General features: G+C 45.2%; 17 protein-coding genes. 8 read left to right on the top strand and 9 right to left on the bottom strand.

What is annotated here, in order from left to right; all coding sequences use genetic code 11:
* Positions 1-17 precede the first annotated feature (17 nt).
* On the bottom strand, positions 18-914 hold the full coding sequence (locus tag ACFQ1X_RS13140) for an ABC transporter permease subunit (protein ID WP_144840767.1): 897 nt from the start codon (positions 912-914) through the stop codon (positions 18-20).
* Positions 911-1852 carry an ABC transporter permease subunit gene (locus tag ACFQ1X_RS13135; RefSeq protein ID WP_144840766.1) on the bottom strand — a complete coding sequence of 314 codons (942 nt, stop codon included), beginning with the start codon at positions 1850-1852 and terminating at the stop codon, positions 911-913. The genes ACFQ1X_RS13140 and ACFQ1X_RS13135 overlap by 4 nt, the downstream gene beginning before the upstream one ends.
* 147 nt (positions 1853-1999) lie before the next feature.
* Here ACFQ1X_RS13135 and ACFQ1X_RS13130 point away from each other — a divergent pair, with 147 nt between their 5' ends.
* From ACFQ1X_RS13130 to ACFQ1X_RS13115, 4 genes are all read left to right on the top strand, one after another.
* The gene (locus ACFQ1X_RS13130) at positions 2000-2695 is read left to right on the top strand and encodes an MgtC/SapB family protein (RefSeq protein ID WP_379082889.1); all 696 of its coding nucleotides are present in this window, start codon (positions 2000-2002) and stop codon (positions 2693-2695) included.
* Positions 2696-2841: 146 nt separating this feature from the next.
* Complete coding sequence (locus tag ACFQ1X_RS13125) at positions 2842-3861, top strand: SDR family oxidoreductase (RefSeq protein ID WP_144840764.1); 1020 nt, start codon at positions 2842-2844, stop codon at positions 3859-3861.
* Between the two features lie 347 nt (positions 3862-4208).
* The gene (locus tag ACFQ1X_RS13120; protein ID WP_144840763.1) at positions 4209-4895 is read left to right on the top strand and encodes a FusB/FusC family EF-G-binding protein; all 687 of its coding nucleotides are present in this window, start codon (positions 4209-4211) and stop codon (positions 4893-4895) included.
* A 357-nt stretch (positions 4896-5252) separates the two neighbouring features.
* Positions 5253-5813 carry a hypothetical protein gene (locus ACFQ1X_RS13115; RefSeq protein ID WP_144840762.1) on the top strand — a complete coding sequence of 187 codons (561 nt, stop codon included), beginning with the start codon at positions 5253-5255 and terminating at the stop codon, positions 5811-5813.
* Between the two features lie 158 nt (positions 5814-5971).
* Here the strand turns inward: ACFQ1X_RS13115 and ACFQ1X_RS13110 are convergent, their stop codons facing one another.
* The 4 genes from ACFQ1X_RS13110 to ACFQ1X_RS13095 form a co-directional block, all read right to left on the bottom strand.
* Positions 5972-6187 carry a hypothetical protein gene (locus ACFQ1X_RS13110; RefSeq protein ID WP_144840761.1) on the bottom strand — a complete coding sequence of 72 codons (216 nt, stop codon included), beginning with the start codon at positions 6185-6187 and terminating at the stop codon, positions 5972-5974.
* A gap of 553 nt (positions 6188-6740) precedes the next feature.
* Complete coding sequence (locus ACFQ1X_RS13105; RefSeq protein WP_144840760.1) at positions 6741-7769, bottom strand: DUF4097 family beta strand repeat-containing protein; 1029 nt, start codon at positions 7767-7769, stop codon at positions 6741-6743.
* Entirely contained in the window at positions 7762-8085 is a 324-nt protein-coding gene (locus tag ACFQ1X_RS13100; RefSeq protein ID WP_144840759.1) for a PadR family transcriptional regulator, read from the bottom strand. The genes ACFQ1X_RS13105 and ACFQ1X_RS13100 overlap by 8 nt, the downstream gene beginning before the upstream one ends.
* Before the next feature lie 160 nt (positions 8086-8245).
* Positions 8246-8635 carry a hypothetical protein gene (locus ACFQ1X_RS13095; protein ID WP_144840758.1) on the bottom strand — a complete coding sequence of 130 codons (390 nt, stop codon included), beginning with the start codon at positions 8633-8635 and terminating at the stop codon, positions 8246-8248.
* Between the two features lie 247 nt (positions 8636-8882).
* On the opposite strand from ACFQ1X_RS13095, the gene ACFQ1X_RS13090 reads away from it, so the two are divergent.
* From ACFQ1X_RS13090 to ACFQ1X_RS13075, 4 genes are all read left to right on the top strand, one after another.
* Entirely contained in the window at positions 8883-9041 is a 159-nt protein-coding gene (locus tag ACFQ1X_RS13090) for a hypothetical protein (RefSeq protein WP_379082884.1), read from the top strand.
* A gap of 212 nt (positions 9042-9253) precedes the next feature.
* Entirely contained in the window at positions 9254-9451 is a 198-nt protein-coding gene (locus ACFQ1X_RS13085; protein ID WP_144840757.1) for a hypothetical protein, read from the top strand.
* Between the two features lie 28 nt (positions 9452-9479).
* Positions 9480-9995: a hypothetical protein gene (locus ACFQ1X_RS13080; protein WP_144840756.1), complete on the top strand. Its 516-nt coding sequence runs from the start codon at positions 9480-9482 to the stop codon at positions 9993-9995.
* 166 nt (positions 9996-10161) lie between these two features.
* Entirely contained in the window at positions 10162-10533 is a 372-nt protein-coding gene (locus tag ACFQ1X_RS13075; protein ID WP_144840755.1) for an iron chaperone, read from the top strand.
* A gap of 84 nt (positions 10534-10617) precedes the next feature.
* Here the strand turns inward: ACFQ1X_RS13075 and ACFQ1X_RS13070 are convergent, their stop codons facing one another.
* From ACFQ1X_RS13070 to ACFQ1X_RS13060, 3 genes are all read right to left on the bottom strand, one after another.
* Positions 10618-11070 (bottom strand): GDYXXLXY domain-containing protein, encoded by a 453-nt coding sequence (locus ACFQ1X_RS13070; protein WP_144840754.1) that lies wholly within the window; start codon positions 11068-11070, stop codon positions 10618-10620.
* On the bottom strand, positions 11067-12239 hold the full coding sequence (locus ACFQ1X_RS13065; protein ID WP_144840753.1) for a DUF2157 domain-containing protein: 1173 nt from the start codon (positions 12237-12239) through the stop codon (positions 11067-11069). Before ACFQ1X_RS13065 ends, ACFQ1X_RS13070 begins: the two co-directional genes overlap by 4 nt.
* Positions 12240-12508: 269 nt before the next feature.
* Positions 12509-13087: a DUF4256 domain-containing protein gene (locus ACFQ1X_RS13060; protein ID WP_144840752.1), complete on the bottom strand. Its 579-nt coding sequence runs from the start codon at positions 13085-13087 to the stop codon at positions 12509-12511.
* Positions 13088-13399: the final 312 nt, after the last annotated feature.

Here is a 13399-nt window from a genome sequence, read left to right as displayed (position 1 = left end):
TCAATCAATTCCTGTTTTTATTCCTGCAGTTTTCGCATCTGAATATTCTTTCGTTCACGCAAGCCTTCTGCCAGCAAGTAGAAACCGATCATCGTGAAACTGATGGCTCCAAGGGCGGCAAGCGGAATCCACTGGGCAGAATAGACATCATGACGCAATGTTTCAAAAAGCGTCGGCCAGGAGTTGGAGCGGTCGATCGCCAGATAGCTGCGGTCGAGCTGCGACATGAATTCCTGCGTGATAAAAACGCCGATGACACCAAGCTGGGCAATCAGGAACATGGTGCGGCTTATTTCAGCCGAAGTGGCAGTCAGCACATCTCCGCGAAGTGCCGGCCAGTAATAGCGGCGGAACATACTCCAAGGTGTTCCACCGTTGACGATGGCCGCTTCCATAAAGGTCCTTTTTTTCAAATCGTGCATCGACGTATTGAACACTGCGGCAACACGCCCCGATTCAATGACAGCAAGCACGATCACCACCCAGAACGACCGGTGCTCCGCAAACATGATGAACGGAATGGCCAAAATGATCAGGACGATGAAAATGGTCGGAAGAAATGAAAACAAGGCATTCCAGGTCCGCATCGCATAATCGGCAGATCGGCTGTAAAAAGCCGACACACCGAGCATCAACGCGAGCGCAATCCGGAGAAAGACGATCGTTGCGATGATCAGAAAAGTTTCGCGTGCACCGATCATCAGGATGGTGAATAAATCCTGGCCTTTCCGGTTGGAGCCAATCAGGAAATCTTCCGATGGCGGATAAGGCGGAGGCATCAATTTTCCGTCACTGTCACGATATGGCAGCACGGGTTCCGACGACTCATGGACCAACGGCAAATGGGGACCGAAGGCGATAATAAACAATGTAATGCCCGTTATGATCAGGCCGGCAATCAAGGTTTTATTCACGATGAATCACCGCCTTTGGCAGGAACCATAACGGACCGGGCTGCCGCCGTAACCAGATTTGCGGCAAGGATGAGCACGGTGAAAAAGAAAATATAGCCGATCACTTCAATAGTGCGGGCAGAAAAAAGGCCGTCCACATAAAATTGGCTCGGATTGCCGAGGGAATTGTAAAAATAGAAGGCAGCTCCCCGGTATTCGGTAAAAATTTCAATGATGAACAAATTGGACAATATGTATAAAATCATCGTATTCGTATGTGAAAAAATGCGGGCCATGCCGTTTTTAAGCATATGCTTATATAAAATAATGAATTGCGGAGTCCCTTTCGACTTCGCGGTGCGGATATAATCCATGCCCTGTTCCGACTGAAGCGCCTGAAATGTCGTGTTTGCAATATAAGCGGTCGGGTAAATCGACAGGAACAGGATGTTCATCAGAACGTTGTCGATCGTATCATGGCCGAACAAGTCGATTCGGAACAGCCAGCCATTTGAAATCATTATCAAAATGGCCAGCTGGATGCCGATGATGAGCGCGAGATCCGGTACGGAAAGAATGCCCCAGGTAGTGAACTGCCCAAAGACTTTTCCTTTGTTGCGCCGCACCCGATAGTCAATAACCCCTTTTGCGATACCGATTACGAAACTCAAAATCAATGCGGGAATAATGATTTTCAGGCTACGGCCGAACATTTCAATGATGTGGCCCAGTAAATCCCGGCCGTATTGGTCGGGGCCAAGCCCCTGGAATTCCATGATATGGGTTCCCAACATCTTGAAATTGTCGATATGGTTGGCAAACTGGTAATCATACTGCGCGCCCTCAAACGAACCCCCGCGTCCCGTTTCAAAAATCGTATCCATCGGCAGCAGCACAATGGTCAGCAGCAGGAGGAAAGCGACCAGCCAAATAAATAAGTAATGAAGGGACTGCTTCAAAAGAGTAATACCAATTCACATCCTTTTTCTATATCCAGATAGTAATGATACCATATTCGGAAGATTTAGGAAATTGGTAAAATTGAATGAAGTAGAAAGAATTAGGGTAATGGACACTAAGGATGTTATGGAATTGGGGGGATGAAGGTGGACTTTATACCTGAGGATTATATGGTCATCACGCTGCGTCTTCTGATGGCAGCCATTTTAAGTGGAATCATCGGCATTGAAAGAGAAACCAAAAAGCAGCCAGCGGGACTGCGCACGCATTTACTGGTAGGCACAGGAGCGTGTATGATGATGATTCTCTCAGTCACAGGTTTTGATAACTACATCAACAGCACGAGCGGGCCGCTCCAGTTTGATCCTGGCCGTATTCCTTCCTATGTGATAAGTGGCATCGGTTTCCTGGGAGCCGGAACCATCATCGTCAACAGGGGATCAGTAAAAGGACTGGCGACTGCTGCATCGATTTGGGTGGCTGCCGGTCTGGGATTGGTGTTAGGGATCGGTATGTATTATGTAGCCATTCTGGCGACACTGATTGTATTGGGTACCCTTTATGTGCTGGGGAAAGTGGAGAAGAAATACATCTCCACACACAAACAAAAAAAGATTATCATCATCGCGGAAGACCGTGAGGACATGTTTTCAAAAATCAGTGGCTATTTTGAGGAAAACAATCTGGCGGTCACTGATTTTCAAATTGAAGACGTGGACACATACAGCGACAAACGAGTATCAAAATACATTTTTTCAATAGAAGAAGGAGAAGTCTCAGGTGAGATGGCTTTGGTCAAGCAACTTCAGAAATTGCAGGGAATCGCAAAAGTGATCGTGTAACTGCAAGTTGATACTGAAACATATCAATCTGCCGGTTTTCATCGGACGAACAAGGATTGTCCATCCATTTTGCAGAATAAAATATTTAACAACATTTTGTAATGCAGTGATTTATTAAAGTTAAGCACACAGAAAGGGGAATGAACTTGAAACTATTAATCCTTGGAGGTACGCGGTTTTTAGGGCGTGCTCTAACCGAAGCGGCACTCCAGAGCGGCCATGAAGTAACATTATTCAATAGAGGCAAAACAGATACAGAGTTGTTTCCGGAAGTGGAAAAACTGGTCGGCGACAGAGGTGGGGATTTAGATTCGCTGAAAGGGCGGAACTGGGACGCTGTAATTGACACGAGCGGTTATTTGCCGTGGACAGTCCGTGAGTCAGCTGAAATACTGATGGATGCGGCTGGGCATTATACGTTCATTTCGAGTGTATCCGTATACGATGAGCTGGAAGAGCTGGGAATTGATGAGGATCATTCAGTCGGACAATTGTCACCGGAGCGATTGGACGAACTGAAGGGCATGGAAACGGCAGAGGCGATCAAGGCACAGTACGGGGAACTGAAATTTTTGTGTGAAAAGGAAGTGGAGCGCGCGTTTCCCGACCGCAGTTTAATCGTCCGACCTGGGCTGATTGTTGGTCCATACGATTTTACGGACCGCTTCAGCTATTGGGTAAACCGCATCGCAAAAGGCGGCGACGTGTTGGCGCCCGGACGCAGGGACAAGTCCGTTCAGTTTATCGATGTACGCGATCTCGCCGAATGGGTTCTTCGGATGGTCGAGTCGAAAACAATCGGAACATACAACGCCACCGGACCGGAAACTGAATTGACAATGCAGGAATTTTTGAATCGATGCAAAGAAACGGTTGGACATGAAGCTGATCTCATCTGGGTTGATGAGAAATTCCTGGTCGGCCACGAAGTGAACGGCTGGACCGACATGCCCCTGTGGATTCCGGACAGTTTCAATATGAAGGGTTTTTTGACGGTGGATATCCGGAAAGCGTTGGACGCCGGCTTAAAATTTCGCCCGCTCGAAGAGACAATCAGCGATACATTTGCCTGGGAATCCACTCGCAATGTAACGGAGCAAAAAGCAGGGCTGGATCCTGAGAAGGAAAAAGCGGTGCTCATTGATTGGACCCAAAAGGGTTTATAAAGATGGAAGACAATACACTCCAAAATTCTTGTGGATTGGTATAATATAAGAGTCAACGGCACCTTTGAAAGGGGTGATATCAGGTGACAAGCAGAACCCGGTTGTCAGCGTTACGAAACCCTCTTGCAAAGCATGTGATACAGAATGGCGACACTTTGTGTGGGGCTATTATTCTCTCTTAAAGTTGAGATGATAAATTCTTTTTGCCGGTCGCTTCATACAGAAAAATTGATGCGATTGCACTGAATAAAAACTATTAGATCAACTCCTTGAGATCGCCCGTAAATGTGTCATTCGAACATGGCGTCCTTATAATTATCCAATCAAACAATAAGGAGTGTTTCAAAATGATACATGTAAAAGAGACAAGTAATAAACAGAGGAATACGGGAGACCGGCCGGACGCGTTTATCCGAAATGACCAGTTTAACTTTATCAAAAGCCAGGCCAAAATCCTGGTCAATGGCAAGGCGACAAGCAGCGACGGGGAAGTGTTGAGCGTGCTGCGGCATCTCTCGCAGGAAAAAGTGTTCGAACTGTTTCCTTCATTGAATGAAGAACAGAAATCCGTGCTTGCACCGTTGACGGCTGTAAAAGAAACGGCGGACGCTGAAGCTTTTCTGGAGCAGCTTTTTGCATATGTAGTACCGTTTAAGAATACGACGGACCAGGGATTGAAGAAACTGTTTCCGAAAGCTAAAAAGCTGAAAGGGCCGAAGCTCGATTCGCTTGATTTTAAAAAGCTGTCCTATCTCGGCTGGATTGAGAGTTCGACGCTCATGTATCTGGTGGTCGAAAGGGATGGCCGGCTCGAAGGTATCCATGGCAGTTTCAACCGCAGTGCGAAAAATGGAATCTGTTCCATCTGTAATCGTCACAGCCAGGTAGGCCTGTTCACCGCTAAGACAAAGGGTTCAGGACAGGACAATTTCGTTAAACGCGGCAATTATATCTGTCAGGACAATGAAGTCTGCAACAACAATATTGAGACATTGGAGCGGCTGCACAGATTTGTCGAACTGCTGCAAAAGTGAAGTGAGAGAGGGACTTTCCGGGAATCTGGAAAGTCTTTTTTGTCCAGTAATACGTGAACAAAAGAGGTTGGGAAAATTTTGGGGGTTTTGTGAGAATAATTCTTGGAGTAAAAATGGAAATTGACTCCTTTTATTTTTTTTATATCATTTTAATGATAAATAAGAGGTGTTTGGGGATTTTTAACGGGTCTATATAACTTGTTTTTTAAAAAACAGGTTGGGAAATAGGTGTGGGTATTGATTTGAAAATTTTGGCAGTTTACCATCAAAGATAAGGAAAGTGTTGAACAGAAGCCAAAACCAGTTATAGCGGAAGCAAATGGAAAAATGGGATGCTTTTTATTGGAGATGGAAGCTATGAAGAGGAAATTAATATCGGCGTTTATCATCATTGTACTGATCGTGCTTGGCGTGCTGGGATATGAATATTTGGGGGAAGCGGAAACAAAAGGCGGGGTATGGGGCTTGAGTAAGTCCTACGAAAGCCTTGAAGAGATCACAGACGAGTCCGATCTGGTGGTACGGGCCCATGTTCCTCTGTATTATGATATCCGGGAAATTAACAAAGAGGAACTTACCACCAAGCAGGCATTTTATGAAGTGGCAATCGATGAAGTTTTCATTGATCGTACAGGCAACGATTTTGATGAAGATTCCGAAATTGTAGTCAATCAGGTTATCGGTCTAAAGGAATCGGTGGATGATGGGTATTCATCCGAAAAAGGGATGAAGCCGATGAAAACGGGGGACTATTTATTGTTTTTGAAAAAAGTGACCCACCCTGCAGACGGTAAAGTCTATTATGTATCGAATTCGAAACGCCACCTCTATAAATTGAGCGGCAAAGAAACCTTTAAAAATATTGCGTCTGATGAATTGGTGGAAATAAAATATTCGGATTTGACTGGAGAGGAATGAGCCGCGAACGCCTCTAAGTTCAAAGCTGCAGAACGAGACTAATCGGACAGCGGCATAATCGTCAACTTCCTTCTTATATGCGCGTCAATGTCCATGTAAATAAAACCACTTGAAAACCCCTTGTAGCGAATCCGCTCCAAGGGGTTTTGTGATTGTGATTAAACGCTGGTGTCCGGAAAGAAATGCCTGGTGAATTTTTGGGCAATGACGAGCGACACTGGCAACAGAATGAAGAAGACCAGCAGGAAAAACATGAAAGCCGGTATAGGAGCTGTGAGCGCATGTAGAATATTCCACACAATGTTAAAGAAAATATACAAAAAGAAAAATAAAACGGCGAATGAAACTCCAAAAACGATTTGGCTTCTATCCATTAGGTTGCCTCTCTTCGGTTATGATTTTTTATTGGTGGAGTTTTCTAACTCTTTCATTCTAAGATAGCACGAAATGCTGGATTTCACTATAGTGTTTTGCAGGTAAAAAAACCAAATCTACATTTGATGTTTTTCATCGAGCGAAAAACTCCAATCCATTAAAAGAAGGCTTCGCGGACGCGAAGCCTTCTTTAGCTTGTTGAGAAAGAGAAAATATAAACCGATATTACGCAAAACAGCTTGCTTGCCAAAACCCGTGCTCCTGCATCGCTGCGCTAGCTTCGTCGCAAAGACTCGGCCGAACCACCTTCGGCCAACTCTTGGCTCGCGCTGAGCTAACTCGGTCTCGTTCCACTTCGCCCGAGTGGATCTTGCACTTCGTCGGCATTCGCCTGCTCCCCTGGGCGTCTTCGCTGTTTTGCTTCATATCTCAGATCACTTTCTACCAAGGAATACAAGTTTATGTCTATTTTATATGGGGAAATGGATATTTCCGTTCTGCCTAGAGCGCAATGATTGGAGAAGTTGTCGGTTTCTCGACAGCCTTCTTCAATCAAACCATTTTTACTGTGATGCTGCCATTATCCGATTGGAGATCGATTGGATGTTGCCCGTTTCCGAAAACAGTTCTTCTTTTTTTCGAACCGAAGATAGAGACTGTGCCCCAATCCACGTCAGCCTCGATGGTGGCATTTTCCGGCTGCATCTTTGTTTCGAGCAAGATGGAGCCGTTGTCTGTTTCCAGGTTTATTGACTGCTCAAGATGGGCGGCCAAAAGATGGATGCGCCCATTGTCGGTCTGGGCATAGACACTGCCTTCGACATCTTTCAGTGTAATGCCGCCATTATCTGAAGTGGCTTCCACTTTGCCGGCGTGAATGTCTTTCAGGTTCAATTGACCATTATCTGTTTCGATTTCCAGTTTTTTAGCCTGGATGGAAGTCAGTTTGATAGCACCGTTATCAGATGTTGCGGTTAAATCACCCGCGCTTATACGCGCCAGTTCGATGCTGCCATTATCCGTCTCGACAAGAAATTCGGAACCGGCCAAATTTTCTCCGGTAATACTTCCATGGTCGGAGAGGATCTGGATTTTTTCGTATAACTTGTCCGGCAGCTGAACAGTGATTATTGGTGATTTAAAACCGCCTCTAATGCTGAAAATCCCCCATTTTTTGGTTTCTTCTTTTAATGTGATCACGAGTGTGCGGTCCAGGATATCAACCGAAAAATGCTGGCGGTAATTTTTGTCCACGATATCAGCATGCATTTGGCCATCCTTTGATGGATGGATGCGCAATATGCCATTTTCAATTGCGATATCCACTTTATCGAATTTATCTTTAGCCATGTCAATCTTTAGAGCTGGAACTTCTGTCTTATTAAAATCAAAGCTATCGACCAGTTCTTTGGCGATGGCACCCGGTTCCCCAAGCTCCGCTGCAATATCGCTGTCCGATTTGCCATCAGCGCGGCCATTCGAAAAATATTCACGGATATCCTGCAGAATGTCGTTTTGTTCTTCAGCAGGCAGCCGATTCAGTGCATATTCAAGTTCATTCAGAAATTGTTTCTCAGTCATTTTGCACACCCTCTTCGATTAATTTATTGACCCCGTCCGTGAAGCTTTTCCATTCCTCCAGTTGTTCATGAAGATATGTTCTGCCGGCATCGGTAAGAGAATAGTATTTGCGCGGCGGGCCTTCGGTCGACTCCTGCAAATAGGTGGAGAAATAGCCTTCTTTGGTTAAACGGCGGAGCAGCGGATAAACTGCGCCTTCCGAAATGGCGATACGGTCAGAGATTTTCTGTACCAATTCGTAACCATAACGATCCTGCTTATCCAAAAGAACGAGGACACATAAATTCAGGGCACCTTTTTTAAATTGAATATTCACCAGAAAAGCCTCCTTTGCCAACTAGTGTTTTATAAACAGTAGTAGTTAATGAACAATATATCATTCAGTACTGATCATTGCAAGGTATTGTAGGGATTTATTTAAATGTAAACTTAAGAACACAAAAAAGCCTCCCTTAAAAAGGAAGGATTTTCTTGTGTTATTCTTTTTCAGTCAGGAATGTAATCACCGCAAACAGCAGGAACGCCAATAACAACAGCGAGCCACCGACAATGAACAATACCATGACGAGCGTTTCGTTCCAATTGAACGGGTTCAGGTTATACAGCCACATGCCGCTGGTCAGGCCGACAGCGCCGACCATTGCGAGTATGCCATGGGCAGTGACCAGTTTCTTGTATTTGATGGTGTAGGCATGATAGAAAATGCCCCAGGCAAACACGGACAGCCACCCGACCAGCAAGATATGTGCGTGGACCGGCCGCAAGGAATAATCCATGACACCCGCCATCTGGGAACCCATGTATGTACCGATAAAACCGAAGATTGCTGAGAAGCGGATTAACCGCAGACTCCAAATTTTTTCCATGAATAAAACCCTCCAAAATTGTGTTTATTTCACATCGGGATGCGGCAAAGTAAGGATGAACTCACTCCCGATGCCGGTTGCGCTTTTGCCTTCAATTTTATCACGGCTCAGCAATGAATTCAGTGACGGGTTTGTGATTTCGAAACTTATGCCGGCTGTAAAATTTAAAAAAAGAAAACACCTTCCTCCTGTTTCAACCGGAACTTATCGGGAATAGGAGGACTAACATGAAAGAGGAGGGATTGAATTGGCACGAGACAAGAACAAAGAAGAACTGCAGACACATCAGCGCGATATGGAATTGAGAGAGCAAGCGCAGGACTATAAAGAAGAAATTAATCTTCCCGAACAGCGACTCCATGGCATGGATGAAGATGCTAAAGAAAATAAGGAAAAAGAAGAATAATAAAATAGTTTCGAAGTTCACCCGTATCCCGGACATCCGGGGTGCGGGTTATTAATATTTATTTACCTTTTAATACAGAACGTCAGAAAAAAAGTAGAATCGAATATATACATAATTTGCTGGAAAAGAGGAAATTGGGATGAACCGGATCTTGCTTTACGCTGCTACTTTGTTTTGCTGCGGCTTGCTGATTAATATGGGAGAACGCTGGTTTGGAGTGGCTATTTAGTTTGCTGACGCTAGGTTTGTTTGAGTTATTTTTAAAGAGATGGAAACACTCGGAAAGCAACGGCACCGGTTTGATTATTATCCTGGCAAGTGTGACTATCGCATTTTTGTTTTCAGCATGTTCCGTTTGCGTGGAAAGCCTGCCGCTTGAGCAAGCGGATGTAACTTTGGAAAAGCCGTAACGTCCAATGAATAAAGGGGAGTCATTTCATGAAAAAAATACTGGTTCTGGTATTCATTTGTTCTAACCTCCTGATTCCCAGCCGAAGTTTTGCCTTATCCTGCGCTGAACCTCCCACGATGGATGCGGCCTTTGAAGAATATGATGCAGTCCTGATCGGTTCAGTGGAAAAAGTTGAAAGCAATGATACGAATAGAAAACTGACCATCGACGTCGAAAAAAGTTTTAAAGGTGTAAACGAAACAAAGATTGCCGTTGCCGAAGATGTTACATGGGGAGAAAGCCGGGAAAACGCGACGTATCTGTTCTTCCTGGACAAAGAAGGCGAGAAATGGATTCATCCTCTGTGTTCACCAACCATCCACAACACGTATTTGGCAGACGAATATTTTGCTGACAAAGAAGAACTCACTTTACAGGAAGTTGAGTCTGTTGATAGCGAATCGGATAACACGGTAGGTATGGTTGTGCTGTTTACAGTGCTGGCGTTTCTTGCAGGAGCAGCTGTATTATTCAAGGCCATTAAACAGGGAAGAAACAGGTAGATGATTTTAGTCTCGTTAAACTGCTGAAAAGCTCAGTGCGCACTCTGCGTATTTCATTGTCCGGCAACGTGATGCGTCGGCTGTAATCATTCAATCGTGAATGGCAGGCTTGTATAAAGAATGAAAGATTTGAAGGTGCATAAAATCTGACAGCAGGAGGGAAACCATGAAAATTTTCGAGGAATTTCTGCAGGGAATTGACGATCCGAGCCAGCGTGACCGCACAGAAGAAGTTTTGGCGTGGACAGCAAAAACTTACCCGCATCTTGAACCGGCCATCAAATGGAATCAGCCGATGTTCACAGATCATGGCACATATATCATCGGTTTCAGTGTCGCGAAGGAACATATGTCAGTAGCCCCGGAACAGGCGGCGATGACCCGTTTTGAAACCGATATTGAGCAGGCCGGTTACAATCACACGAAGGAATTATTCCGCATACCATGGAAAAAGCAGTTGGATTATAATCTGCTTGAAAAAATGATTGACTTCAATATTTCGGACAAGGCAGACTGCACGACGTTTTGGCGTGAATAAGAATAAATGTAAAAACAGAACCGCCGGCTCTCTGAAGAGAAGCCGGCGGTTCTGTTTTGGGTTGTCTACATTTCCACCTATATTTTATTCTTCTCGCTCTTCAAGACTGATGGGACGAATAAATCCCCATGGGGCAACATCGACAGTCACCTGAAGGTCAACGGCTTGTTCCAATTCAGGTCCCTGCCCCTGTTCGACATAGAATTGTTCGAGCTGCGGTGCAGTGACCCGGTTTCCAAATGAAGACCCGCTGATTGCGCCGAAGAACGGTTCGTCATTAATCCGATCAATAACGGCAAAACCATCTGGACCATCTTTCAAGGTGAAATAAATAGGCCCTTCAAAAGAACTGCTATGCGAATCCAAATCCGGATATTGCAGCATGACGTATTCTCCGTAAAAAGGATCGAACGGATCAAAAGGTTCTGCCCGCAACGTGTATTGTTCCCCGAACCAGGATGCGGCATAAAAAGCTGCGACCAGGACCACGATGAATAGGGTTAAAAAAATCGGCAATAACCAGGCTTTCCATTTCATGTTGCTGCACCTTCTTTCCTGCGGTTCAGCCACCAGCCGGAACCCGATAAAGCAAATAATAGAAGTGCGCCAATGAGGAAGAACAGCGACATATCAAGACGTTGCCAGGCGTAGATGACATAAATAACAAATTGGACAATCACAAAGTAGACGAAACCGGGAGCCAGTGGTTTATTTTTCCGCTGTGCAAGAACCAGGTACGCCAAAGCGCTGAGTTCCGCGATAATCGCCAGTGCAATGGCTGTCTCATCAAACAGCAGAAAGCCCATCGCACCGAGAACGGAAATCCACATAATGTTCCTGAATTTCAGGAAAGTCAGTGCCAGCACTGCAAGACCGGCAACGGCGAGGGCGATTGACTCCGGCCAGTTCAAGTCGACAAGCGACAGCTCCGTCTCACCGCGAAGTGCCAGATAGACGATGAGCATGACAGCGCCAAAGATCAGATAAAGCGGCGACAGCAGACGCTGTTTATCAGCAGGGACGATAAACAGCAGGAGAATTAGGACAAAGAGTGTCCAAATCGGCCAAAACGGGCTGTCGTATGTGACGAGATCCCACAGCAGCAGGCCAGAGAAGAACAGCAGGATCCAGCTCAAGACTTTTGGCGCATTGTCTTTGCTGAAATAGAACCAGGCAAGCGCTACCGCAACGAATATGCTCCACTCGATCCAACCCGTAAACGGCAGAAATGACGTGAGCGTATTGGCACCAAAGAAGAAAGCAATGATTGTATAGGCAAGATGGCGCCACATGAAATAATGTGCAATGGCAGCGATAAAAATAGCCCAGGGAAGCACTGAATTAGAGAGGGTGAAATGGAAAGTCTGCGCTGTTACCAGGATGCTTGCGCCGAACATCGCCAGACCGAGAAGCCTGAAGATGACCGGATGTCCGAAATATTTCTTTTCGGAAAAATAGGCGAGCACATAGAAAATCCACATGAGTCCAACAACCAAAGCGATTTTCAATAAATCGGGTATGGCCTGCCAGTTGGCGGCGATAAAGCTGAACACCGCCAACGAGAAGAAAATCAGTCCAATGAGCAATAGTAACGGAATTTTTCTCTTTTGGGGTTGGCCTTTCTCAAACGCTTTAATGCGCTCGATAGCCGTCTGATCGAGCACCCCTTCCTTGCGCCATTGATTTAATTTCCGTTCCAGATCCATCATGGCACCTCCTCAATATTACCTTCATTATAATCCTCTGTTGACTGAATAGATAGATTTTAGATAGGGCAAATGGCGGAAGTTCTTATACTGTGGATACAGAGGAAATGGACTTGTTTTTGTGATGTGAAAGGGATTGGGACAGGAGAAAATCATCTTTTTTGCAATCGAAAAACCAATTGATTTTGAGTCAATTGGCTTAGCAAATCTTGTTTTAAAGAATAATTACAGCATGAACCATCAGTCTGTCTTCGGTATTTCTTTATATATCAGACCCGCAGATTCCCCCGGAACCCTCTGCTCGCATAATAGGAATCTGCCCCGTTATGGTAGGTGAAAACCTGTCCATAACGGTAATCGCAGAAAATCGCGCCGCCGTGTTCGCGGATGTTTTCAGGTGTCAGCACCCAAGTCGATGTTTTGCGGTCAAACTCACCAAACGTGTGGAGTGCACGATATTCATCTTCTGAAATGACTTCGATGCCCATCTCAGCTGCCATGTCCAAGACGGTGTTATCCGGTTTGAATTTTTTTCGCGCTTCCCAGGCTGCCCGGTCATAGCAAAGGCTGCGGCGGCCTTTTGGCGTTTCAGGCGAACAATCATAAAAAACAACCTGGCCAATATGCGGCTCCAAAACCACAACATCGGGCTCGCCACCCGTTTCTTCCATTTGAAACAGTGACCATAGTTGGGCTGGATTCGCTTCCAGTTTTTCCAGGACTTTCTCCCATTCAACACTTTCGTGGCGATTCATATTCTTATTGAAACGCACTTTCAGTTTGCCGAGCAATTCCTCTCTCTGCTCAGAAGACATTTCCTTTTTCGGCATCTTGTTTTCCTCCTCAATAAATGATTTATTCTTAGTTTATGCATATATTTGAAATAAAGAAACCTTTTGTATTAACAAAACGTAAAGTTGAAAAATGACTAAGGCTGGTGAGTAGGATGGCGAAGGAAATCCGAAAGAAAAGAGATCGCTGGTGGGTAATCGACCTTTTAGTGGAAGCTGGCGAGTTGCTGCTTTTTATTCCCAAAGGGTGTTTCGGATTATTAAAGATATCTTCTGAGACGTAAAGCATAGAATCCGTAAAATGAGCAGTTCATCGAATGCAGGAAATTCCTGCGACATGAAGAAGTTCTTTATATAGAAGGAGATTGC

It is taken from the genome of Metaplanococcus flavidus (assembly GCF_042675885.1).
Taxonomy (GTDB): domain Bacteria; phylum Bacillota; class Bacilli; order Bacillales_A; family Planococcaceae; genus Planococcus; species Planococcus flavidus.
The sequence above is the reverse complement of the archived record's forward strand: the minus strand, read 5'-3'. Positions and strand labels throughout refer to the sequence as shown.

Excerpts from the sequence above, each read along its gene's own strand:
- ACFQ1X_RS13120 (WP_144840763.1), top strand. The coding sequence starts at position 4,209 with ATGATACATGTAAAAGAGACAAGTAATAAACAGAGGAATACGGGAGAC.
- ACFQ1X_RS13115 (WP_144840762.1), top strand. The coding sequence starts at position 5,253 with ATGAAGAGGAAATTAATATCGGCGTTTATCATCATTGTACTGATCGTG.
- ACFQ1X_RS13110 (WP_144840761.1), bottom strand. The coding sequence starts at position 6,187 with ATGGATAGAAGCCAAATCGTTTTTGGAGTTTCATTCGCCGTTTTATTT.
- ACFQ1X_RS13105 (WP_144840760.1), bottom strand. The coding sequence starts at position 7,769 with ATGACTGAGAAACAATTTCTGAATGAACTTGAATATGCACTGAATCGG.
- ACFQ1X_RS13095 (WP_144840758.1), bottom strand. The coding sequence starts at position 8,635 with ATGGAAAAAATTTGGAGTCTGCGGTTAATCCGCTTCTCAGCAATCTTC.
- ACFQ1X_RS13080 (WP_144840756.1), top strand. The coding sequence starts at position 9,480 with ATGAAAAAAATACTGGTTCTGGTATTCATTTGTTCTAACCTCCTGATT.
- ACFQ1X_RS13075 (WP_144840755.1), top strand. The coding sequence starts at position 10,162 with ATGAAAATTTTCGAGGAATTTCTGCAGGGAATTGACGATCCGAGCCAG.
- ACFQ1X_RS13070 (WP_144840754.1), bottom strand. The coding sequence starts at position 11,070 with ATGAAATGGAAAGCCTGGTTATTGCCGATTTTTTTAACCCTATTCATC.
- ACFQ1X_RS13065 (WP_144840753.1), bottom strand. The coding sequence starts at position 12,239 with ATGGATCTGGAACGGAAATTAAATCAATGGCGCAAGGAAGGGGTGCTC.